Source organism: Ramlibacter sp. JJN2-2R (assembly GCF_057747835.1).
The window spans coordinates 656,542-677,646 of sequence record NZ_CM173226.1 but is presented as its reverse complement, the minus strand read 5'-3'; the positions used below and the strand labels follow the sequence as shown (position 1 = coordinate 677,646).

The window sequence follows — 21,105 nt, the reverse complement described above, 5'->3', positions numbered from 1 at the left end:
GCGTCAGGCCGCTGCGGCCGGCTGCGCCGCGGCGCTGTAGTGCTTGACCAGGCTGAGCAGCTCCTCTTCCGAGTACGGCTTGCCCAGGTAGTGGTTGACGCCCAGTTCGCGCGCATGCTCGCGGTGCTTCTCGGCGATGCGCGAGGTGATCATCACGATCGGCAGGCTGGCCCAGCGGGCATCGGCGCGGATGTTGCGCGCCAGGTCGAAGCCGTCCATGCGCGGCATCTCGATGTCCGACAGCACCACGGTGGGCCGCTCCTCGGCCAGCCGCTCCAGCGCCTGCAGGCCGTCGGCCGCCAGCGAGACGCGGTAGCCTTCGCGCTGCAGCAGGCGCTGCGTGACGCGGCGCACCGTGATCGAGTCGTCGACCACCAGCACCAGCGGCACCTGCGGGACGGCCGGGGTCGCGGGCACCGCGACGGCGGTGCCGCCGGCCTGCTCCAGCACGTCGGGCTGGGCCTTGTCGGCGCTGAGCAGGCGGGCCTGCTCGCCGTACACGGCGGACAGCGCCACCGGGTTGTAGATCAGCACCACGGCGCCGGAGGCGAGCACGGTCATGCCCGCCAGGCCCGGCAGGCGCGCCAGTTGCGGGCCGAGGTTCTTGACGACCACTTCCTGGTTGCCCAGCACTTCGTCGATGTGCACGGCCACGCGCTGGGCGGCGCTGCGGAAGATCACGACCGGCAGCGTCTTGCCCTGCGGCTCGGTGCTGCGGGCCGACGACTGCAGCAGCGCGCCGGACCAGAAGAACGGGATCTGCTCGCCGCCGAAGTCGAAGGTGCCGCTGTTGTAGGCCTGCTGCACTTCCTTGGCGGGCGCGCGGCGCACGATCTCGATCAGGTTGGCGGGCACGCCGATCGCGAGGCTGCCGCTGCGCACCATCACCACCTGCGTGACGGCGGTGGTCAGCGGCAGCACCAGCTTGAAGCTGGTGCCGCGGCCGGCCTGGGTGCTGGTCTCGATGCGGCCGCCGAGGGCGTTGACCTCGGAGCGCACCACGTCCATGCCGATGCCGCGGCCGGACAGCTCGGTCACCTGCGCCGCCGTGGAGAAGCCGGGCATGAAGATCAGGTTGGCCGCGTCGGCATCGCTGATCGCCTGGCCGGCGGGAACGAGCCCTTGCTGGAACGCCTTCTCGCGGATGCGCGCCAGGTCCAGGCCGGCGCCGTCGTCGCGGAATTCGACCGAGACGTCGTTGCCTTCCTGGGCCAGGTGGATGAGGATGGTGCCGGCGGGATCCTTGCCGGCGGCGGCGCGCACCGACGGCAGCTCGACGCCGTGGGCCACGCAGTTGCGCAGCAGGTGCTCGAACGCCGGGGTCATGCGATCGAGCACGCCGCGGTCCATCTCGATGGAGCCGCCGCTGATGTCCAGCTTGACCTGCTTGCCGGTCTCCTTGGACGCCAGCCGCACCACGCGGTACAGGCGGTCGGCGATGCCCTCGAATTCCACCATCCGCGTGCGCAGCAGGTCGCGCTGCAGCTCGCGGGTCTGGCGGGCCTGGGCGATCAGGTCGTCCTCGGTGGCTTCCACCGCGCGCTGCAGGTTGCGTTGCACGGTGGCCACGTCGTTCACCGACTCGGCCATCATGCGCGTGAGCTCCTGCACCCGCGTGAAGCGGTCGAATTCGAGCGGATCGAAGCCCGCCGCGGAATCCTTGGCCTGGGCCAGCCGCGACTGCATCTGCGACTCGGCCTGCAGCTCGATGTCGCGCAGCTGCGAGCGCAGGCGGTCCAGGTTGCCCGTGAGGTCCTGCAGCGAGCCGCGCAGCGTGCGCAGCTCGTTCTCCAGCCGCGAGCGCGTGATCATCACCTCGCCGGCCTGGTTCATCAGGCGGTCCAGCAGCTGCGAGCGCACGCGCACCGCCTGGCCGCTGGAACGCGGCGCCACCGGCAGCGCGGTGGGCGGCACGACCAGCGCCGTGCGCTGCGGCGGCTCGGCGCCGGCCACCAACACCGGCACCGCTGCCGGCGCGGCGGGCGCGGCCATCACGGGGCTGGCAGCGGGCACCGGCAGCTCGGGCTCCGGGGCGTTGGCGCCGGCGCTGAGCTGGTCGAAGCGGGTCTGCAGGTGGTCGAATCGCTGCACCAGCGGATCGAGCTGGGCCGCCGTGCTCTCCGGCGGCAGGCCCTCGACCACCGATTCCATGCGGTGCGCCAGTTCGCCCAGGCGCAGCGCGCCGGCCAGGCGGGCGCTGCCCTTGAGCGTGTGCAGTGCGCGCAGCACCTGGTCGCGGGCCGAGCGGTCGCCCTGGCCGGCCCAGGCGCGCAGCGCGCCACCGAGTTGCGGCAGCAGTTCGGCCGCCTCTTCCTCGAAGATCGGGAACAGGTCGGGGTCGATGGCATCGGCGATGTCGATGTCGTCATCCCCGTGCGCATCGATGTCGTGCCCGGTGACGGTGCTCGCCGGTTGCGCCGCCGGGCGCGCGTCGAAGGCGACGAACTGCGTCAGCGCGGGCTTGGCGGCCGCCTGCGCCGCGGCACTGGCGGCGGGCGTGGCGTCGACCACCGGCGTTGGGTCGGCCGGCGGCATTTCGGCCGCCGGGGCGGCGGCGCCGCCCAGCGTGCTGTCCAGGTCAAGCTCGCCGGGGCCGGAGTCGCGCAGGTCCGGGCGCTTGGGCAGCTTCAGGGCCTGCAGCGCCTGCAGCTCGCGCGTGACCGACGCGTCGGGGTCCTTCAGGAAACCGGCGGCGAACTGGTGCAGCAGGCGGCGGATTTCCTCGGCCGCCTGCACGAAGGCCTTGCCGTGCTGCGGCGTGCCGTAGGCGAGTGTCTGCGCATGCTGCAGCGCGCTCTCGAGGGCGCGGGCGATGTCGGACAGCACGTGGAAGCCCACGGTCGCCGAACTGCCGGCCAGCGCATGCGCCAGGCCGACGGCGGTGTCGGGCACCGGCCGATTGAGCTCCAGGGCCCATTCCGCCACTTCGGTGGCGAGCCGGCGCGACCACTCGTCGGCCTCGTTCAGGTAGACGTTGTACAGCGGGATGCCGATGCGCAGTCCGCCGATCACCTTCACTTGCTCGTCCACCGCGGGGCTGGCGGGTTCGACCGGGGCCGGGGCCGCGACCAGGACCAGCGCCGGTGCGGAAGCGACGAGTGCGACAGGCGCAACGGCCGCGATGGGCGCGGGCGCTGCCGGCGCGACGTCCGGCAGGTCCACGCTGGGCGCGGCTTCGGCGGCGAAGTCCGGCACGTTGGCAGGTCGTGCGACTTCGGCCAGGCTGGCGAAATCGATGGCCTCGATCTCGGGCGCGACGGCCGGCTGCGCGGCGGGGGCCGCGGGCGCGGGCGCGCCGAACGCGAGGTCGAAGTCGAAATCGGCAGGCAGTTCGGCCACGGGCTCGGGCACCGCGGCGGGCACCGGATCGAGCGCGGGCAGGTCGAACGACGTCGTCGCGAAGGTGCCGGGCACGTCCTGCGGCGCGGCGGGCTGCGGCGGCGGCGCGAGGTCGAAGTCGGCCAGCGGGATGTCGGCCACGGCGATGTCGTGCAGCGCTTGGTCGGCCACGGGCAGGTCGAGCGCGGGAGCCGGCGGCTCGACGACGATCGGTTCGGCAGCCGGGGCCGGCTCGACATCGAAAGCGATGTCCAGGACCGCCTCCGCGTGCAGCTCGGTGGCCTCGGGGAGTGCGAGCGGCGCCGCAGCGGGATCGGAGGCAGCTTGCAGTTCGAGCACCGGCTCGGCCACGGCCGGCTCGGGCACGGCGATGGGGGCCGCGCCCGGCAGCGCCAGGGCCACCAAGCGGTTGTCGACGCGCAAGGCGTCGGCGGGACCGCGGAACATCGACGACTTCCACTCCACGCCGGTGTGGCCCGCGATGTCCTCGATCCAGCGGCCGAAGCCGCGCAGGGCGTCGGCCGCGAGCGTGCGCAGGTCCTCGTTGGCCGGCTTCTGGTCGGCCAGCCAGGTGTTGAGCACCTGCTCCATCGCCCAGCCGGCTTCGCCGAATTCGTTCAGCCCGACCATCCGCGAGCTGCCCTTGAGCGTGTGGAAGGCGCGGCGCAGCGTGGTGAGCTCGCCGACATCGGCGGGCGAGGCGACCAGCGTCTGGACGGCGGCCAGGCCGTTGCCCACCACCTCGCGCGCTTCCTCCAGGAAGATGTCCAGCAGCTCGGCGTCGAGATCGTCGGCCGGCGCGGCGGCTACAGGCGCCGACGCGGCCGGGGCCGAAGCGACCGGCGCAGGAGCGGCCGGAGCGGCCGGGGCGGGCGCGGCGGCGACCACCGGCGCGGGCGCCGGGGTGGCGACCGGCGCGGGCGGCACCGGCACGGCGGCCGGTGCCGGGGCACGCGCGCCGAGGCCGATGGTCGGCTCGTCGTCGGACGGCGCGGGCGCCGGCTCGCTGTGCGCGGCCGGCTCGCCGACACGGCCCATCAGCGGACGCAGCTCGCCGGTCTGGTCGTCGTAGACGAACAGCTTCTTGGCCAGCGTCGGCTGGTAGTTGAGCATGTCGATGAGAAAGCCCAACGCGCCCAGGTTGTTGCCCAGCTTGTCGAACGTGGCGGCCACGCGGGCCTGCTCGTCGCTGCCCTCGGCCAGCAGGATGGCTTCGACCGTCTCGCGCATGCGCGCCACGGCCTGGGTGGCCTGGTCGAGGCCGAGCACGGACAGCACGCCGCGCATCTGCAGCAGGTGCGTGGGCGCGTTCTTCAGCGGGCCCTTGTCCTGCGGGTCGCGGAAGAAGGCGTCGAGCACCTTCTCCAGCTCGCTGAGCGTGCCGCGCAGCTCGCCCACCACGCTGCCCATGGTCTGGCGGTCGCTGACGCGGCGGTACAGCTCCTCCATCCACGGCTCCAGCGCCTGCGCCTGGCCGCCCTGGCGGACCTGGTCGAGGCGTTCGGCCAGCCGCGCGGTGCGCGAGGCGAGTTGCGCGTCGGCCGGATCGAGGTCCTGGAAGGCGGCTTCGAGGTACAGCACCGCGGTGGCGACTTCCATCGCGACCTCGGTGCGCGGCGGCTGGCCCGAGCGCACGACCGCGTCGACGGCGGCGCCGAGCGCCTGCGCCAGCGGCGCGCTGGGCGGATGCAGCCTGGTCAGCGAGTCGCTGATGCCGTGGAACGGCTCGGCGACCGGCTTGAGCTTGGCGGCGTCGCCGCCGGACAGCGCCGACCAGGTTTCCTTGGCCGCGTTGATGCGCTTGCGCGCCTGCGTGAGCAGCACCGGGTCGAAGCGGCCGAACTGCGGCTTGGCGTAGTCGACCGGCTTGAAGCGCTCCAGCCCGTAGGCCGCGCGCACGCCGGCCAGCGCCGGCGCATCCACCGGGCGGGCCGGGACGGCCTGCGAACAGAAGAACAGCAGGTCCTGCGCGAGGCGGTCGGACACGCCCGTCTCGCCCTTGGCGAGCGTGGCGTACTGCACCAGCACGCGCGAGGCGGCGCGCTTGACGTACACGTCCGGCGGCAGCAGGCCCATGGCCATCGCCTCGAAGAAGCCGGCGCACAGCTTCCAGAAGACCTTCGGCTGGCGCGCGGCCTGCGCGGCGGCCAGCCCGAGGCAGCACTGCGCCAGGTCGCGCGCGGCGGCGGCGTCGCCGGTCTTGACGATGCGCAGCACCGCCTGGTCCATGCGCGAGCGCAGCGCGGCATCGTAGGCAAGGGCCTGCGCGACCGCGGGCGTCTCGGGCTCGGCCCACTTCCAGTCGTAGGTCCACAGGTCGGCCGGATGGATGCGCTCGCCGCCGGCGAGCTCCTGCACGTCCTTGTACTGCGGGAAGAGCGCCACCGCCGACGTCGGCTTGCCCAGCAGCACGCCCTCGAGGTATTCGGTGAGCGCGAAGCCGGCGCGTTCGACCTTCGCCGCGGCGGGCTCGCTGCACAGCTCGGGGCGCTCGACGAACTTCTGCACCGCCGACTCCATCGCGCGCAGCATCTGGGCCGGGGCGCCGAGGCCCACCATCTCCAGCGCGCCGACGGCCTGGTGCAGTTGCTGGCGGGCGATGCGCAGCTGGCCGGCGTCGACCGACGCCATGTCGGAGCCGCGCGCCAGGCCGGCGTCGCGGACGAAGCGGCGCAGCGCGGCCGAAGCGGATTCGAGCGACTTGCGCAGCTCGTCCAGCACCCAGGCCAGCGGCCCGAGGTCATTCGTCGCCAGATCGAGATCGGTGTCGTTGGCTTGCATGCGGAAACTCTGGCTGGGGGCGGGACGGCTCGCGAAAACGCGCCGGCGCGCGGATTAGGCGATCTTGAACCGGGCCACCGACTGGCGCAGTTCCTCGGCCATGCGGGACAGCTCGCGCACCTGCTGCGCGGTCGAGCGCGTGCCCTCGCCGGTCTGCTCCGTCACGGCGAAGATGTGCTGGATGTTGCCGGCCACCACGTTGGCCGAGTCGGCTTCCTTGGCGGCGGTCACGGAGATCTGTTCGATCAGCTCGGCGAGGCGGCGCGACACCTGGTCGATCTCGGTCAGCGCGGTACCCGCGTTGTCGGACAGCTTGGCGCCCTCGACCACGCCCTGGGTGGAGCGCTCCATGGCGGCCACCGCGTCCTGCGTGTCGGTCTGAATCGCCTTCACCAGCGCCGAGATCTGGCGCGTGGCGTCGGCGGAGCGTTCGGCCAGGCGCTGCACTTCCTCGGCCACCACCGAGAAGCCGCGGCCGGCTTCACCGGCGGAGGCGGCCTGGATGGCGGCGTTCAGGGCCAGCACGTTGGTCTGCTCGGTGATGTCCGAAATCAGTTCGGTGATTTCGCCGATCTCCTGCGACGACTCGCCCAGGCGCTTGATCCGCTTGGAGGTTTCCTGGATCTGGTCGCGGATGGAGTTCATGCCGCCGATGGCGTTCTGCACGGCCTTCAGGCCCGACTCGGCGGCCATCAGCGACTGCCGCGCCACCTGGGCCGATTCCTGCGCCTGCCCGGACACCTGGTTGATTCGCGAGGCCATGTCGAGCACCGACTGGCCGGTTTCGCGGATCTCGCGCAGCTGCTCGGTCGAGGCCGCCAGCAGCTCGGTCGACGTGCTTTCCACCTGGGCGGTGGTCTGCGCCACCTTGGTGGCCGTGTTCTGCACGTTGCCCACCAGCTGGCGCAGTTCTTCCACCGTGTAGTTCACCGAGTCGGCGATGGCGCCGGTGATGTCCTCGGTCACGGTGGCTTCCTGCGTCAGGTCGCCTTCGGCCACCGTCTGCAGTTCGTTCATCAGGCGAAGAATGGCGGCCTGGTTGGCGTCGTTGACGCGCTTGGCTTCCTGCTCCTGGCGCTCGGCTTCCTGGCGCTGGGCCTCGGCCACTTCCTGGCGCTGGCGGCTGTCCTGCAGCTGCACGTAGGCCAGGCCGACGGAACACGCGATGGCGAACAGGGCGGCCAGCGCCAGCGCGATCAGCGCGCCCAAGCCCAGGCCGGTCTGCGACGACAGGTCGCGCTGCAGGTCTTCCAGCGCGCGGCGCATGCCTTCGCTGTCGGCGATGATGCCCGCCTGCGCCTCGCGCGCGGACACCAGGCCCTGCAGGTTGCCCAGGATGGCGCCGGCCTGCGCGCGCGTTTCCTCGTACACCTTCAGCAGGGCTTCCAGGCGCTCGCGGATCTGCGGGTCCTTGGTGCCGGCCAGGCGCAGCTCGGGGCTGCCCTCCATCAGGCCCTGCGCGATTTCCTTGAACGAGTTCAGGTCCTTGCCCAGCAGGAACACGGCCTCGGGGCTCAGGCCCTCGTTCAGCGTCATGAACTCGTTGGCCGACTTGCCGATCCGCTGCGTCAGCATCACCAGCTGGCCGGAGGCGGAGATCTCGGCCGGCGCCGCGTTCTGCTGCAGCTTGAGCGAGGAGACGGTCTCGGCGATCTCCAGCAGGTCGGACGACTGGCGGTTGATGGTGCGCAGCGCGGCGCCGACCTGGGTCAGGATCTTCTGCTGCGCGACGACGGTGGCGGCGTTCTTCTCGGCACGCTGCATCATCGGCACGACCTTGTCGACGCCGGGCTGGTAGGCGCCGGCGACGGGCTTCAGGCGCAGCTCCTCGTCGCCGGCCTTGAGGCCGCGCACCGAGCGCGCCAGCACCGCGGCGCTTTCCTTCACGTCGGGGAACGCCTGCGCGCTGCCCACCAGAGCCTGCGACACCGACTTGGCCAGGCGCTGCGACTGCATCAGCGAGTCGCCGGTGGCCTTCACCTGCTGGGCGACCTGGTCGGCCTGGCGCACCGCGATCACGGCCACCGAGCCCAGCACGGCCAGCGACACCGCCAGCATCGAGAACAGCACGCGCTGGTGGGTGACGACGCTGCGCCGGCCCAGCAGCGGGATCGACAGCAGCTGCGCCTCGTCGACCGCCTGCGGCGTGTCGATCGACTCCGGGTCGTCCACGCTGTCCGGCGCGAGCGGCGCCATGCCCGAGCGCAGGATGTCGATGGTGGTGCCCGACGGGTCGACGGACGCGTCGGGGGCCGCCAGGCTCAGCTCGCCGGTGGTCTCGCCATCGGTGGCCTTTTTCGAAAACAGGTTCTTCAGTTGATCGACGACGGACATGGGTGCAAAGCCTTCCGGGGATGCTTCAAGCGCTGATGCTCAGGAACTGGGGTTGCTGGGAGAGGGCCTGCAGGTTGATCTCCTGCCAGTAGGCACCGTTGGCGTCGGTGTAGCCGTTGCCGAAATAGGCAGGCGCGTCCGGGGGCGGCTCGCTGGAGGAGGCGAACGCCTCCAGGTTGCGCAGGCCGGCGAGCCGGTCGATCAGCAGCGCGCAGTTGACCTCCAGCGTGGCGCCCAGCGCCACCAGCCGCGACTCGGCGCGGCCGGCTTCGGTGCGATGCGCGGGCGCGCGGCCGGCCACGAAGCCCGCGAGGTCGACCACGCCATACAGACCGCCGCGCAGGTTGGCGACGCCGAGGAACCACGCCTGCGTGTACGGCACGTGCTGCGTGCTCGTGAAAGGAAAGATCTCGCCCGACTGGGCGAGCGGGAACAGGTAGCGCGCACCGGCGGCCTCGACGGCCAGCCACGAGGCCTGCACCCCTTCGGAGCGGGCCGCCTGCAGGCGGTTCGCCAGCCGGGTCTGGAGTTCGCGCAGCGCTTCGCGGTTGGCCATGTGCGGTGCCTGGCGGCGATCAGCCCAGGGCCTTGATCTTGGCCATCAGCTCGTCGGCGTCGACGGGCTTGGTGATGTAGTCTCGCGCGCCCTGGCGCATGCCCCAGACGCGGTCGGTCTCCTGGTTCTTGCTCGTGCACATGATGATCGGCACGTCGGCATAGAGCGGGTCGCGGGTGATGGCGCGCGTGAGCTGGAAGCCGTTCTGGCCGGGCATGACCACGTCCATCAGGATCAGGTCGGGCTTTTCCTCGCCGAGGCGGCGGAACGCGTCCTCGGCGTTCTCGGCGGTGCGCACCGCGAAGCCGCTCTTTTGCAGCAGATCCGTCATGAACATCAGCTCGGTCTTGGAATCGTCGACCACGAGCACCTTTTGGATCGGCATCTCGATCTCTCCTGTCTTTTCTTTACTGTGCGGCGCCGAACTGCTGCACGGTCTGCAGCAGCTGGTCCTTCGTGAATGGCTTGGTGAGGTAGTCCTGCGAGCCGACCATGCGGCCGCGGGCCTTGTCGAACACGCCGTCCTTGGACGAGAGCATGACGACCGGCACGGAGGCGAACTTCGCGTTGCGCTTGATGATCGCGCAGGTCTGGTAGCCGTCCAGGCGCGGCATCAGGATGTCGCAGAAGATCAGGTTCGGCTGGTAGTCGTTGACCTTGGCCAGCGCATCGAAGCCGTCCTCGGCCAGCATCACTTCGTGGCCGCCCTGCTTGAGAAAGATTTCGGCGCTGCGGCGGATCGTGTTGCTGTCGTCGATCACCAGCACCTTGAGCCCGGTCGTGCTCACGTGACGCTGCTCCTCATTTTTTTGTAACTTCGGGGACGGCGCCGTCATCCTCGGATGCCGCCCCGACCCCCCTCAAATCTGCACCATCTCGAAGTCCTCCTTGCGGGCTCCGCATTCGGGGCAGGTCCAGTTCATGGGCACTTGTTCCCACGGTGTGCCGGGCGCGATGCCGTGCTCGGGATCACCCGCGGCCTCGTCGTAGATCCATCCGCAGATCAGACACATCCAGGTTCTTGCTTCAGTCACAGCTTAAAGGGGCTTCGAATAGAATGCAACGATTGTATCGATGGCACCTGCGGAGATACCGCACACTGCCGACGCCTGGATGATTCAGGCTTATGACAAATCCCACCTCCACCAACGCAGTGCCGGAGCCCGACTCCGAGGACGACGCCGGCCCTGCGTGCGTGATGGTGTTCAACGCCAGTGACCCCAGCGGAGCGGGCGGCCTCGCGGCCGACGTCACCGCCATCGCCTCGGTCGGCGCGCACGCATTGCCCGTCGTCACCGGCGCGTACGCACGCGACACCGCCGAGGTCATGGACCACTTTCCCTTCGACGAGGAAGCGATCGCCGAGCAGGCGCGCGCGATCCTGGAGGACACGCCCGCGCAGGTGTTCAAGGTCGGCTTCGTCGGCAGCCCCGAGGCCGTGAGCACGATCGCCGAGATCGCCGCCGACTACGCCGACGTTCCGCTGATCGCCTACATGCCCAACCTGTCCTGGTGGGACGAATCGCAGATCGACCTGTACCTGGACGCCTTTCGCGAATTGATGCTGCCGCAGACGACCGTGTTGGTGGGCAACCACAGCACGCTGTGGCGGTGGCTGCTGCCCGACTGGACCAGCGACCGCAGCCCCACGGCGCGCGACATCGCCAAGGCCGCGGCCGAGATGGGCGTGTCGTACACGCTGGTCACCGGCATCCCCTGCCCCGACCAGTTCCTCGACAACGTGCTGGCCACGCCGCAGGCCGTGCTGGGCAGCGAGCGGTTCGAGCGGTTCGAGGCCGTCTTCTCCGGCGCCGGCGACACGCTGTCGGCGGCGCTGGCCGCGCTCGTGGCCAGCGGCAGCGACCTGGCCGCGGCGACCACCGAGGCGCTGGCGTACCTGGACCGCTGCCTGGACGCGGGCTTTCGCCCCGGCATGGGCAACGTGGTCCCCGACCGCCTGTTCTGGGCGCAACCCCAGGCCGACGACGGCGAGGAACTCACCCAGGAAGAAGTCCAGGCCCTGCAGGTCATGGACATGCCGGCCCATGACACCAAGCACTGAGGCACGAGCCCCATCCCCGAAGCGGCCCGCGGCCGCCTCCCCCTCGAAGGCGCATCACCATCGGCCCGGCCAGGCCGGCTGCGCGGTGGTCGCCTGAAGCACACGCCATGGATCGAAACGAAGCACTCTTCGAACGCGCGCGCCGCATCATTCCCGGCGGCGTCAACTCCCCCGTGCGGGCCTTCCGCGCCGTCGGCGGCACGCCGCGCTTCGTGCAGCGCGCCCAGGGTCCCTACTTCTGGGACGCCAACGGCCGCCGCCACATTGACTACATCGGCTCCTGGGGGCCGATGATCCTGGGCCACGGCCACCCCGCGGTGGTCGAGGCGGTGCAGAAGGCGGTGCAGGAGGGCTTTTCCTTCGGCGCGCCCACGGAGCGCGAGATCGAGCTGGCCGAGGCCATCGCCTCCGTCATGCCCAGCCTGGAGATGGTGCGGCTCGTGAGCTCGGGCACCGAGGCGGCCATGAGCACCATCCGCCTTGCCCGCGGCGCCACCGGCCGCAGCAAGATCATCAAGTTCGAGGGCTGCTACCACGGCCACGCCGACGCTCTGCTGGTCAAGGCCGGCTCGGGCCTGGCGACGTTCGGCAACCCCACCAGCGCCGGCGTGCCGGCCGAGGTGGTGCAGCACACCATCGTGCTCGAATACAACAACCTGCAGCAGCTCGAGCAGGCCTTCGAGCGGCACGGGCGCGAGATCGCCTGCCTGATGATCGAGCCGATCGCGGGCAACATGAACTTCGTGCGCGCCGGCGTCGACTTCATGCGGCGCTGCCGCGAGCTGTGCACGCAGCACGGCGCGCTGCTGGTGTTCGACGAGGTGATGACGGGCTTTCGCGTCGGCCTGGGCGGCGCCCAGGCGCACTACGCCCGGAAGATCCCGGGCTTCCGCCCCGACCTCACGGTGCTGGGCAAGGTGATCGGCGGCGGCATGCCGCTCGCCGCGTTCGGCGGCCCGCGCGCCACGATGGAGCAGCTGGCCCCGCTCGGGCCCGTGTACCAGGCCGGCACGCTGTCGGGCAATCCGGTGGCCACCGCCTGCGGCCTGGCCACGCTGAACGAGGTGCGCCGGCCCGGCTTCTACGACGACCTGGCCGCGCGCACCCGCTCGCTGGTCGAGGGCCTGGCCGGCGCCGCGCGCGCCGCGGGCGTGCCGTTTTGCGCCGACAGCGAAGGCGGCATGTTCGGCTTCTTCCTGCTGCCGCAGCTGCCGCGCAACTACGGCCAGGTGATGGAGACCGACGGCGCGCGCTTCAACAAGCTGTTCCATGGCCTGCTCGACCGCGGCGTCTACATCGCGCCGGCGCTGTACGAGGCCGGCTTCGTGTCGGCCGCGCACGGCGAACAGGACATCGCCGACACCGTGGCGGCGGCGCAAGAAGTGTTCGCGGCGTTGCAGGCCTGAGCCGCCCGCCGGCCTCCACGCGACACGAATGGACAAGGGCGCCGCGGCGCCCTTCTTTCATTCCCGCGCCGCGCCCGCTCAGTGGCGGAAGTGGCGCACGCCGGTGAACACCATGGCGATGCCACGCTCGTCGGCCGCTGCGATCACCTCCGCGTCGCGCATGCTGCCGCCCGGCTGCGCCACGCAGGTGGCGCCGGCGTCGATCACCACGTCCAGGCCGTCGCGGAACGGGAAGAACGCGTCGCTCGCCACGACGGTGCCGGCCATCGACAGGCCAGCGTTGGCGGCCTTGATGCTGGCGATGCGCGCCGAGTCGATCCGGCTCATCTGCCCCGCGCCGACGCCGATGGTCATGCCGCCCTTGCAGAACACGATGGCGTTGGACTTGACGTACTTGGCCACCTTCCAGGCGAACAGCAGGTCCTGCAGCTGCTGGGGCGTCGGCTGCTTCTTCGTCACGACCTTCAGCTCGCCCACCGTCATCTCGCGGTTGTCCGCCGTCTGCATCAGCAGCCCCGAGCCGACGCGCTTGACGTCCATCGCGTTGCGGCCGTTGTCCCAGTCGGTCGCGCCGCCCGGCGGCAACGCGATCTCCAGCAGCCGAACGTTGGCCTTGGCCTTGAACACCTCCAGCGCCTCGGGCGAGAACGCGGGCGCCATCAGCACCTCGACGAACTGCCTGGCCACCGCCTGCGCCGCCGCGGCGTCGACCGGCCGGTTGAAGGCGATGATGCCGCCGAACGCCGAGGTCGGGTCGGTCTGGAACGCCTTGGCATAAGCCTCGTTCGCGTCGCGGCCCAGCGCCACGCCGCACGGATTGGCGTGCTTGACGATCACGCAGGCCGGCGCGTCGAAGCTCTTGACGCACTCCCAGGCGGCGTCGGCATCGGCGATGTTGTTGTACGACAGCTCCTTGCCCTGCAGCTGCCGGGCCGTCACCAGCGAGCCGGGCGCGGGGGACAGGTCGCGGTAGAACGCCGCCTGCTGGTGCGGGTTCTCGCCGTAGCGCAGGTCCTGCAACTTGACGAAGCGGCCGTTGGCCTGCCCCGGGAACAGCGAGCGGCCGGGCGCCTGGCCGGGGCTCGCTTCGGGGCCGTCCTGCAGTCCCGACAGGTAGTCGCTGATCGCGCCGTCGTAGTTGCTGATGCGGTTGAACGCGGCCACCGCGAGCGCGAACTTCGTCTTGCGCGACACCTGGCCGCCCGCCTTCAGCTCGGCCAGCACGCCCTCGAACTGCGTGGCATCGGTCAGCACCGCCACGTCCTTCCAGTTCTTGGCGCCGCTGCGCACCATGGCCGGTCCGCCGATGTCGATGTTCTCGATCGCGTCCTCCAGCGTGCAGCCCGGCTTGGCCACGGTCTGCTCGAACGGATACAGGTTCACCACCAGGATGTCGATCGTGCTGATCGCGTTGCGGTGCAGCGCGGCCATGTGGTCGGGGTGGTCGCGCCGCGCCAGCAGGCCGCCGTGCACCTTCGGGTGCAGCGTCTTCACGCGGCCGTCCAGCATCTCGGGAAAGCCCGTCACCTCGGCCACCTCGGTGACCGGCAGGCCGCTGTCGGCCAGCAGCCTGGCGGTGCCGCCGGTGGAGATGAGGCGGATGCCCAGCGCGTGCAGGCCGCGCGCGAAGTCGACGATCCCGGTCTTGTCGGAAACGGAAAGGAGTGCGTTCATGGGGGTCTCGGAAAATGGGGTGGGCGAGGCGCCTCGGTGCGGGATGACAGGCGCGGCGCAGCGGCCGCTCAGCCCTTGAGCAGCTTGTGTTCGACCAGCTTCTTGCGCAGCGTGTTGCGGTTCAGCCCCAGCCACTCCGCGGCCCGGGACTGGTTGTGGTCGGCCCGGGCCATGACCACCTCGAGCAGGGGTTTTTCCACCACCTTGACCAGCATGTCGTACATGCCGTCCGGCTCGGTCCCCCGCAGGTCGCGGAAGTAGCCCTCCAGGCTGTTCCGCACGCACTCCTCGATCTGTTTCTTGCTCATGCGTCTTGTTCTTCGGTCTGTTCCTCTTCGCGCCGCCCTCCGGCGGGCAGGCGGTCCCGCAGGCTCGCCAGCGCGTCGAAATACGCCGCCACCGCGCGCAGCTGCGCGGCCCCATCCTCGATCGTGTTCATCTCGGCGCGAAACGCCTCGCCGCCCGGCAACCCGCGCACGTACCAGCCGATGTGCTTGCGCGCGCTGCGCACGCCGGTGAATTCGCCGTACAGGCCGTAGTGGTCCTGCAGGTGCTCCAGCAGCAGGCGGCGCACCTCGCCCACCAGCGGCGGCGCGAGCGCCTCGCCGGTGGCCAGCTCGTGCACGATCTCGCGGAAGATCCACGGCCGCCCCTGCGCCGCCCGGCCGACCATCACCGCGTCGGCGCCGGTGGCCGCCAGCACCTCGCGCGCCTTGCGCGGCGAATCGATGTCGCCGTTGGCGACCACCGGGATGCGCACCGCGGACTTGACCGCCGCGATGGTGGCGTATTCGGCCGCTCCCTTGTAACCCTGCTCGCGCGTGCGCCCGTGCACCGTCAGCATCCGGATGCCGGCCTGCTCGAACGCGCGCGCCAGGCGCTCCGCGTTGCGGTGCTCCGCGTCCCAGCCGGTGCGCATCTTCAGCGTCACCGGCACGCCGCGCGGATCGCAGGCGGCGACCACCGCCTGCGCGATCGCGATGGCGAGCGGCTCGTCCTGCATCAGCGCCGAGCCGGCCCACTTGTTGCAGACCTTCTTGGCCGGGCAGCCCATGTTGATGTCGATGATCTGCGCGCCGCGATCGATGTTGTAGGCGGCCGCCTCGGCCATCATCGCCGCGTCGGTGCCGGCGATCTGCACCGCCACCGGGCCCGGCTCGCCGTCATGGTTGGCGCGGCGCGAGGTCTTGAGGCTGTTCCACAGGTCCTTGCGCGAGGTGACCATCTCGCTCACCGCGTACCCGGCGCCCAGCCGCCGGCACAGCTGGCGGAACGGCCGGTCCGTCACGCCGGCCATCGGCGCGACGAACACGTTGTTCGCCAGGGTGTACGGGCCGATGTGCATGGAAGGGGCGGGGACGGGTTGCTGAAAAATGAGGCACGATTGTATGCGCCGGGGACACCGCCCCGGCTCCTGCCGACTGCGTATGGACCTACAGGTTCACACCTCTTGACGGGCGTAACATGGGCACCCATGCAGGCCTGGTTCGACTCCATGCTCGTGGCGCTGGCGCTGCCACAGTACGGCCTGTCGACGCTGTTCGTGGTGTCCTTCGTCTCGGCGACGCTGCTGCCGCTCGGTTCCGAGCCGGCGCTGTTCGGGCTGGTCAAGCTCAACCCCGACCTCCTGCTCAGCGCGGTGGCGGTCGCCACCGCCGGCAACACGCTGGGCGGCATGTTCGACTGGTGGCTCGGCTACGAGGCCCACCAGGTGGTCGACAAGTGGCGCCACTCGCGCTCCCACGTCAAGGCCATCGAGTGGCTCGAGCGGCTCGGCCCCAAGGCCTGCCTGCTGTCCTGGCTGCCGGTGGTGGGCGATCCGCTGTGCGCCGTCGCGGGCTGGCTGCGCCTGCCGTTCTGGCCCTGCGCCGCCTACATGCTGGTGGGCAAGTTCCTGCGCTACGTGGTCATGACCACCGCGCTGCTCACCGCGTTTCCCGGCGGTTTCCCGAAGCTGTCGTTCTGACGCTCAGACGTTGAACAGGAAGTTCATGACGTCGCCGTCCTTGACGACGTACTCCTTGCCTTCGCTGCGCATCTTGCCCGCGTCCTTGGCGCCCTGCTCGCCGCCGTACTGCACGTAGTCGGCAAAGCCGATCGTCTGCGCGCGGATGAAGCCGCGTTCGAAGTCGGTGTGGATCACGCCCGCGGCCTGCGGCGCGGTGGCGCCGATGCGCACCGTCCAGGCGCGCACCTCCTTCTCGCCGGCGGTGAAGTATGTCTGCAGCCCCAGCAGCGTGAAGGCGGCGCGGATCAGGCGGTTCAGCCCGGGCTCCTCCTGGCCGATCTCGGCGAGGAACAGCTGCTTGTCCTCGTCGCTCATGTCGGCCATCTCGGATTCCATCTTGGCGCAGATGGCCACGACCGGCGCGTTCTGCGCGGCGGCGTACTGGCGCAGGCGATCGAGCAGCGGGTTGTTCTCGAAGCCGGACTCGTCGACGTTGGCGACGAACATCGCCGGCTTGGCCGTGATCAGGAACAGCGGCTTGAGGAGCGCGCGCTCCTCGTCGGTGAACGACAGCGTGCGCACCGGCTTGCCCTCGTTCAGCGCCGCCTGCAGCCGGGTGAGCAGCGCCACCAGCTTGGCCGCTTCCTTGTCGTTGCCCGACTTGGCCGCCTTGGTGTAGCGCGCCAGGCCCTTGTCCACCGTGCCCAGGTCGGCCAGGCACAGCTCGGTCTGGATCACCTCGATGTCGGACACCGGGTCCACCTTGCCCGCCACGTGGATCACGTTCGGGTCCTCGAAGCAGCGCACCACGTTGACGATGGCGTCGGTCTCGCGGATGTGCGCGAGGAACTGGTTGCCCAGGCCCTCGCCCTTGCTCGCGCCCGCGACCAGGCCGGCGATGTCGACGAACTCGACAATGGCCGGTACGATGCGCTCCGGCTTCACGATCCCGGCCAGCTGGGCCAGCCGCGGATCGGGCAGTTCAACGATGCCGACGTTCGGCTCGATGGTGCAGAAAGGGTAGTTCTCGGCGGCGATTCCCGCCTTGGTCAGGGCATTGAACAGGGTCGACTTGCCCACATTGGGCAGACCCACGATGCCGCACTTCAAGCTCATGGCAATTCCAGACAGACAAGCGGGAAAGTGTATGCCAAGCCCCCGGGCGCGACGGTTCGCGTGGCCGGGGCCGGCCCGCTTGGCCGCCTGGCTCGCCTGCGCGCTCGTGCTGGCGGCGGCCCCGGCCGCGTTCGCGCAGGCGGCGGCCACCACGGTGCTGGCCGACGGCCAGGAGGCGCTGCGCGCCGACGGCCTGGCCTTCGCCTGGCTGGACGAGCAGGGCACCGCGACGCTGGAGGACGTGCTGCGCCACCCCGGGCGGCTCGCGCCCTCGCGCGAAGACGCGGTGTTCCCGCTGGCCAAGGGCAAGGCTCTGTGGATGCGCCTGCGGCTGCAGCGCGCCGAAGGCTCGCACGAGCAGTGGCTGCTCGCCTATTCCAACCCGCTGGTCGACCAGGCCGACGTCTGGCAGGTGGACGATCGCGGCCGCTGGCGCCGCCAGAGCGCGGGCGACGGCATCGCCGTGGCCGACTGGCCCGAGCGGGGCCGCTATCCGGTGTTCCGGCTCGAGCTGCCCGCGGGCCAGCCGCGCGAGGTCTACATCCGCCTGGTCAGCACGATCCCGAGCAGCGCGCCCATCCGGCTGTCCACCGACGCGGCGCACACCCAGCGCCTGCAGCTCGAATACCTGGGCCTGGGCGCCGCCTTCGGCGCCCTGGTGCTGCTGATCGCGGCGTGCTTCGCCCAGAGCTGGGCCTACCGCGACAAGGCCTACGGCTGGTACGCCGTCTACACCGGCGTGACCTCGCTGTGCCTGATGTCGTACAGCGGGGTGGCCGCGCACCTGCTCTGGCCGCAAGGCGGCTTCTGGCCGGACGCCGCGCCTGGCGTCCTCGCCTTCCTGGCCGGCGGCGCCGCCATGCTGTTCGTGCGCCGCCTCACCGGCATCGCGGCGCGCCACCGCGCGGTCGACCGCGCCGCGTACTTCACCGGCTGGGCCGGGCTGCCGCTGGCGGTGTCGTACCTGCTCGTGCCGCGCCTGGCCGGCGTCTACACGATGTCGGCCTACCTGCTGCTGGTGATCGGCCTGAACATGGCCATCGCCTGGCTCTCCTGGCGCCGACGCGACGTGGTCGGCCTGTGGGTGTTCATCGCCTACCTGCCGATCACGGTGGCGATCGCCGGCGCCGTGATGCGCATGCTCGGCCTGCTGCCGATCTCCTTCGCGACCCAGTACGCCGCCGTCGTCGCGGTGATCGCCGAGGTGCCGCTGCTGCTGGTGGCACTGTCGATCCGCTCGCGCGACCGCCACGGGGCGCAGATCCGGGAGCAGGCCCTGTCGAGCCAGGACGCGCTCACCGGCCTGCTCGCGCCGCACCTGTTCCGCGACCGCCTGCACCAGGTGGTGGCGCGCTTCAAGCGCGAACGCGAGGACGCCGCCGTGGTCTTCATCGACCTGGTGAACCACGCGCGCATCAAGGCCGTGCACGGCTCGGCCGTGGCCGAGCAGAGCCTGCTGCGCAGCGTGATCAAGCTGCGCCGCGTGGTGCGGGACGTCGATACCGTGGGGCGCATCGGCGAGGCGCGCTTCGGCCTCATCCTCGAGGGCGTGACCTCGCGCACCGCCGTCACCGATCGCGCCGCGCGCCTGATCGCCGCCGGCCTGATGCCGCTGCAGGGCCTCAAGCCCGACGTGACGCTGCAGTTCCACGTCGCCGGGGTGGTGCTGCGCGAGCGCCTCGTCGAGGCCGGGGAGATGCCCGCCGTGCTGGGGGAGCTGCTGGCGTCGATGTCGCCGCGCACCCGGCGGCCGATCCGCTTCGCGCAGCCCGAGGACACGCAGCCGGCCGACCTCATGGCCGACAGCGAGCTGCCGCTGGAGCCCGCGCCGGCGCGCTGAGGCGCCGCGCCGCTAGCCGAACACCCACTCGCCCGTGACGGGCTGGCCCACGCGCAGCGTCTGGCCGTCGCCTTCCAGCACGATGGCGTTCATGCCGAAGGTCACGCGCCCGTCCAGGCGCGGGTCCTGCCGGTAGGCCTGCAGGGTGTCGCCGACCACCGGGCTGCTCTGCGCCGTGGCGGGGTCGATGTTGGGGATCGGGCAGCGCGCGCACGGCTTGACCAGCTTCAGGCGCGCGAGGGCGGGCTCGCCGATGGCCAGGGTGCCGACGCGGTCCTCGTCGTGCGCCTCCACGCCGGCGAGCACCAGGTTCGGGCGGAAGCGCTCGATGCCCACCGCCGCATGGCCGCCCGCCGCGAGCCGGGCATTGAGGCCGGCGAGCGAGCCTTCGCTGGCCACCAGCAGCGGATAGGCGTCGCTGAACTGGTTGGGCGCCTCCACCCCGCCGGTCCATTGCAGGCTGGACAGGCGGCGCTGCTCCGGGTCGAAGCGCACCAGGCGCAGCCGCGCGCCCAGGAAGTCGCTGAACCACTGCGCGGCGACCGCGCCCATGTCGTAGGCCGCGACCTCGTCGTCCCACACGCGCACGCGCACCGGCTCTTCGACGGCGTCGATCGCCAGGTGCAGGGCCAGCATGCCGGGGGCGCGCAGCACCACCTCCTGGTGCCTGAGCTGCGTGCGCACCAGCGCCATCCGCGGCAGCTCGCGCTGCGTGACGCCCTGGCCGTGCTCGTCGACCACCATCCAGGCGCGGTCCAGGTCCAGCCCCGCCTCGGTGAGCACGGCTTCCTGCAGCTCGATGCCGGCGCAGGATTTGACGGGATAGACGAACAGCCGCGCGATGCGGGCTTGGAACTCGGCGGACATGGCGGGCGGGTGGAACTCGACGGCCGGATTGTGCCTGCCGGCGGACGGCCGGGCCCGCCGCCTAAAATCACGGCATGGCCATGCTGGACGTCTGCATCCGCGGCGCGGGAATCGTCGGCCGCACGCTGGCCTTGCTGCTCGCGGGCGAGCGGCTGCGCGTGGGTCTCGTGCAGGCCCCCGCGCCCGCCAGCGCGAGCGACGTGCGCGCCTACGCGCTCAATGCCGCCTCGCGGCAACTGCTGGAGTCGGTGCGCGCCTGGCCGGACGAGGCCCATGCGACCCCGGTGCTGGGCATGGAAGTGCACGGCGACGAGGGCGCCACGGTGCGCTTCGGCGGCACCTCGGCCCCGGCGCTGGCCTGGATCGTCGACGTGCCGGCGCTCGAGGAGCGGCTGGCGCAGGCCGTGGGCTACCAGCCGCTGGTCACCCTGCTGCACGAGCCGGCCCGGGCGCCGCTCACCGTCGTCTGCGAAGGCCGCGCCAGCGCCACCCGCAGCGAGTTCGGGGTCGAGTACGACGTGCGGCCCTACGGCCAGCACGCGGTGGCCGCCCGGCTGGCGTGTGAACGACCGCACGGGCACGTGGCGCGCCAGTGGTTCGCGGGCGGCGAAATCCTCGCCTTGCTGCCCCTGGGCGGGCAGACCCCGGCCGATGGCGGGAACTCCGTGGCGCTGGTGTGGTCCGTCTCGCAGGCGCGCAGCGAAGCGCTGCTGCAGTGCGATCCGCAGGAATTCGCCGCCCAGCTCGAGGCGGCCTGCCACGGCGCGCTGGGCGCCATGCGCCTGCAGGGCGAACGCGCGGCCTGGCCGCTGCAGATCGCGCAGGCCGACCGCTGGTGCGGCCCGGGCTGGGCGCTCGCGGGCGACGCCGCGCACAGCGTGCACCCGCTGGCCGGCCAGGGCCTGAACCTGGGGCTGGCCGATGCCCGGTCGCTGGCGCAGGTCTTGCGGGAGCGGGAATACTGGCGCCCCGTGGGCGACATCAAGCTGCTGCGGCGCTACGAGCGCTCGCGCAAGGCTGACGTGCTGGCCATGGGCGTCGTCACCGACGGCCTGCAGCAGCTGTTCGCGCAGGACCACGCCACCTGGGCCGCCCTGCGCAGCTGGGGCATGCGCGGCTTCGAGGCCAGCAGCCCCGTGAAGGACTGGGTGGTGCGCAAGGCGGCCGGACGCCTGTGACCAC

Annotated in this window: 16 protein-coding genes; 5 read left to right on the top strand and 11 right to left on the bottom strand. The window is 71.3% G+C overall.

Annotated features, from left to right (window positions below):
• Window positions 1-3: 3 nt before the first annotated feature.
• Genes AC3ANR_RS03310 through AC3ANR_RS03285 form a run of 6 tightly spaced genes read right to left on the bottom strand, consistent with a single transcriptional unit; the run spans window position 4 to window position 10,044 of the window.
• Window positions 4-6,120: a hybrid sensor histidine kinase/response regulator gene (locus AC3ANR_RS03310; RefSeq protein WP_488290456.1), complete on the bottom strand. Its 6,117-nt coding sequence runs from the start codon at window positions 6,118-6,120 to the stop codon at window positions 4-6.
• A gap of 54 nt (window positions 6,121-6,174) precedes the next feature.
• Window positions 6,175-8,454 (bottom strand): methyl-accepting chemotaxis protein, encoded by a 2,280-nt coding sequence (locus tag AC3ANR_RS03305; RefSeq protein WP_488290455.1) that lies wholly within the window; start codon window positions 8,452-8,454, stop codon window positions 6,175-6,177.
• Between the two features lie 25 nt (window positions 8,455-8,479).
• Entirely contained in the window at window positions 8,480-9,010 is a 531-nt protein-coding gene (locus AC3ANR_RS03300; RefSeq protein WP_488290454.1) for a chemotaxis protein CheW, read from the bottom strand.
• A gap of 19 nt (window positions 9,011-9,029) precedes the next feature.
• On the bottom strand, window positions 9,030-9,395 hold the full coding sequence (locus tag AC3ANR_RS03295; protein ID WP_488290453.1) for a response regulator transcription factor: 366 nt from the start codon (window positions 9,393-9,395) through the stop codon (window positions 9,030-9,032).
• Window positions 9,396-9,417: 22 nt separating this feature from the next.
• On the bottom strand, window positions 9,418-9,846 hold the full coding sequence (locus tag AC3ANR_RS03290) for a response regulator (protein WP_488290452.1): 429 nt from the start codon (window positions 9,844-9,846) through the stop codon (window positions 9,418-9,420).
• A gap of 24 nt (window positions 9,847-9,870) precedes the next feature.
• Entirely contained in the window at window positions 9,871-10,044 is a 174-nt protein-coding gene (locus AC3ANR_RS03285; RefSeq protein ID WP_488290451.1) for a rubredoxin, read from the bottom strand.
• A gap of 92 nt (window positions 10,045-10,136) precedes the next feature.
• On the opposite strand from AC3ANR_RS03285, the gene thiD reads away from it, so the two are divergent.
• Window positions 10,137-11,072, top strand: a complete 936-nt coding sequence (gene thiD, locus AC3ANR_RS03280) for a bifunctional hydroxymethylpyrimidine kinase/phosphomethylpyrimidine kinase (protein ID WP_488290450.1) — start codon at window positions 10,137-10,139, stop codon at window positions 11,070-11,072.
• Between the two features lie 107 nt (window positions 11,073-11,179).
• Entirely contained in the window at window positions 11,180-12,478 is a 1,299-nt protein-coding gene (gene hemL, locus AC3ANR_RS03275; protein ID WP_488290449.1) for a glutamate-1-semialdehyde 2,1-aminomutase, read from the top strand.
• Between the two features lie 78 nt (window positions 12,479-12,556).
• Here the strand turns inward: hemL and purH are convergent, their stop codons facing one another.
• The 3 genes from purH to dusB all read right to left on the bottom strand — a co-directional run bounded on the left by purH (window position 12,557) and on the right by dusB (window position 15,497).
• Window positions 12,557-14,152 (bottom strand): bifunctional phosphoribosylaminoimidazolecarboxamide formyltransferase/IMP cyclohydrolase, encoded by a 1,596-nt coding sequence (gene purH, locus AC3ANR_RS03270; protein WP_488290448.1) that lies wholly within the window; start codon window positions 14,150-14,152, stop codon window positions 12,557-12,559.
• A 68-nt stretch (window positions 14,153-14,220) separates the two neighbouring features.
• Complete coding sequence (locus AC3ANR_RS03265) at window positions 14,221-14,460, bottom strand: Fis family transcriptional regulator (RefSeq protein ID WP_488290447.1); 240 nt, start codon at window positions 14,458-14,460, stop codon at window positions 14,221-14,223.
• Window positions 14,457-15,497: a tRNA dihydrouridine synthase DusB gene (gene dusB / locus AC3ANR_RS03260; protein ID WP_488290446.1), complete on the bottom strand. Its 1,041-nt coding sequence runs from the start codon at window positions 15,495-15,497 to the stop codon at window positions 14,457-14,459. The genes AC3ANR_RS03265 and dusB overlap by 4 nt, the downstream gene beginning before the upstream one ends.
• Before the next feature lie 129 nt (window positions 15,498-15,626).
• Between dusB and AC3ANR_RS03255 the strand changes: the two genes are divergently transcribed.
• On the top strand, window positions 15,627-16,118 hold the full coding sequence (locus AC3ANR_RS03255; protein ID WP_488290445.1) for a YqaA family protein: 492 nt from the start codon (window positions 15,627-15,629) through the stop codon (window positions 16,116-16,118).
• Window positions 16,119-16,121: 3 nt separating this feature from the next.
• Here AC3ANR_RS03255 and ychF read toward each other — a convergent pair whose 3' ends face one another.
• Complete coding sequence (ychF, locus tag AC3ANR_RS03250) at window positions 16,122-17,216, bottom strand: redox-regulated ATPase YchF (RefSeq protein WP_488290444.1); 1,095 nt, start codon at window positions 17,214-17,216, stop codon at window positions 16,122-16,124.
• Window positions 17,217-17,295: 79 nt separating this feature from the next.
• Between ychF and AC3ANR_RS03245 the strand changes: the two genes are divergently transcribed.
• The gene (locus AC3ANR_RS03245) at window positions 17,296-19,056 is read left to right on the top strand and encodes a sensor domain-containing diguanylate cyclase (protein ID WP_488290443.1); all 1,761 of its coding nucleotides are present in this window, start codon (window positions 17,296-17,298) and stop codon (window positions 19,054-19,056) included.
• 12 nt (window positions 19,057-19,068) lie between these two features.
• On the opposite strand, the gene AC3ANR_RS03240 is transcribed toward AC3ANR_RS03245, so the two are convergent.
• A complete protein-coding gene (locus AC3ANR_RS03240) occupies window positions 19,069-19,923 on the bottom strand; it encodes an MOSC domain-containing protein (protein ID WP_488290442.1) in 855 nt (284 codons plus the stop codon).
• 74 nt (window positions 19,924-19,997) lie between these two features.
• On the opposite strand from AC3ANR_RS03240, the gene AC3ANR_RS03235 reads away from it, so the two are divergent.
• Window positions 19,998-21,101, top strand: a complete 1,104-nt coding sequence (locus tag AC3ANR_RS03235) for an FAD-dependent monooxygenase (RefSeq protein ID WP_488290441.1) — start codon at window positions 19,998-20,000, stop codon at window positions 21,099-21,101.
• Window positions 21,102-21,105 lie beyond the last annotated feature (4 nt).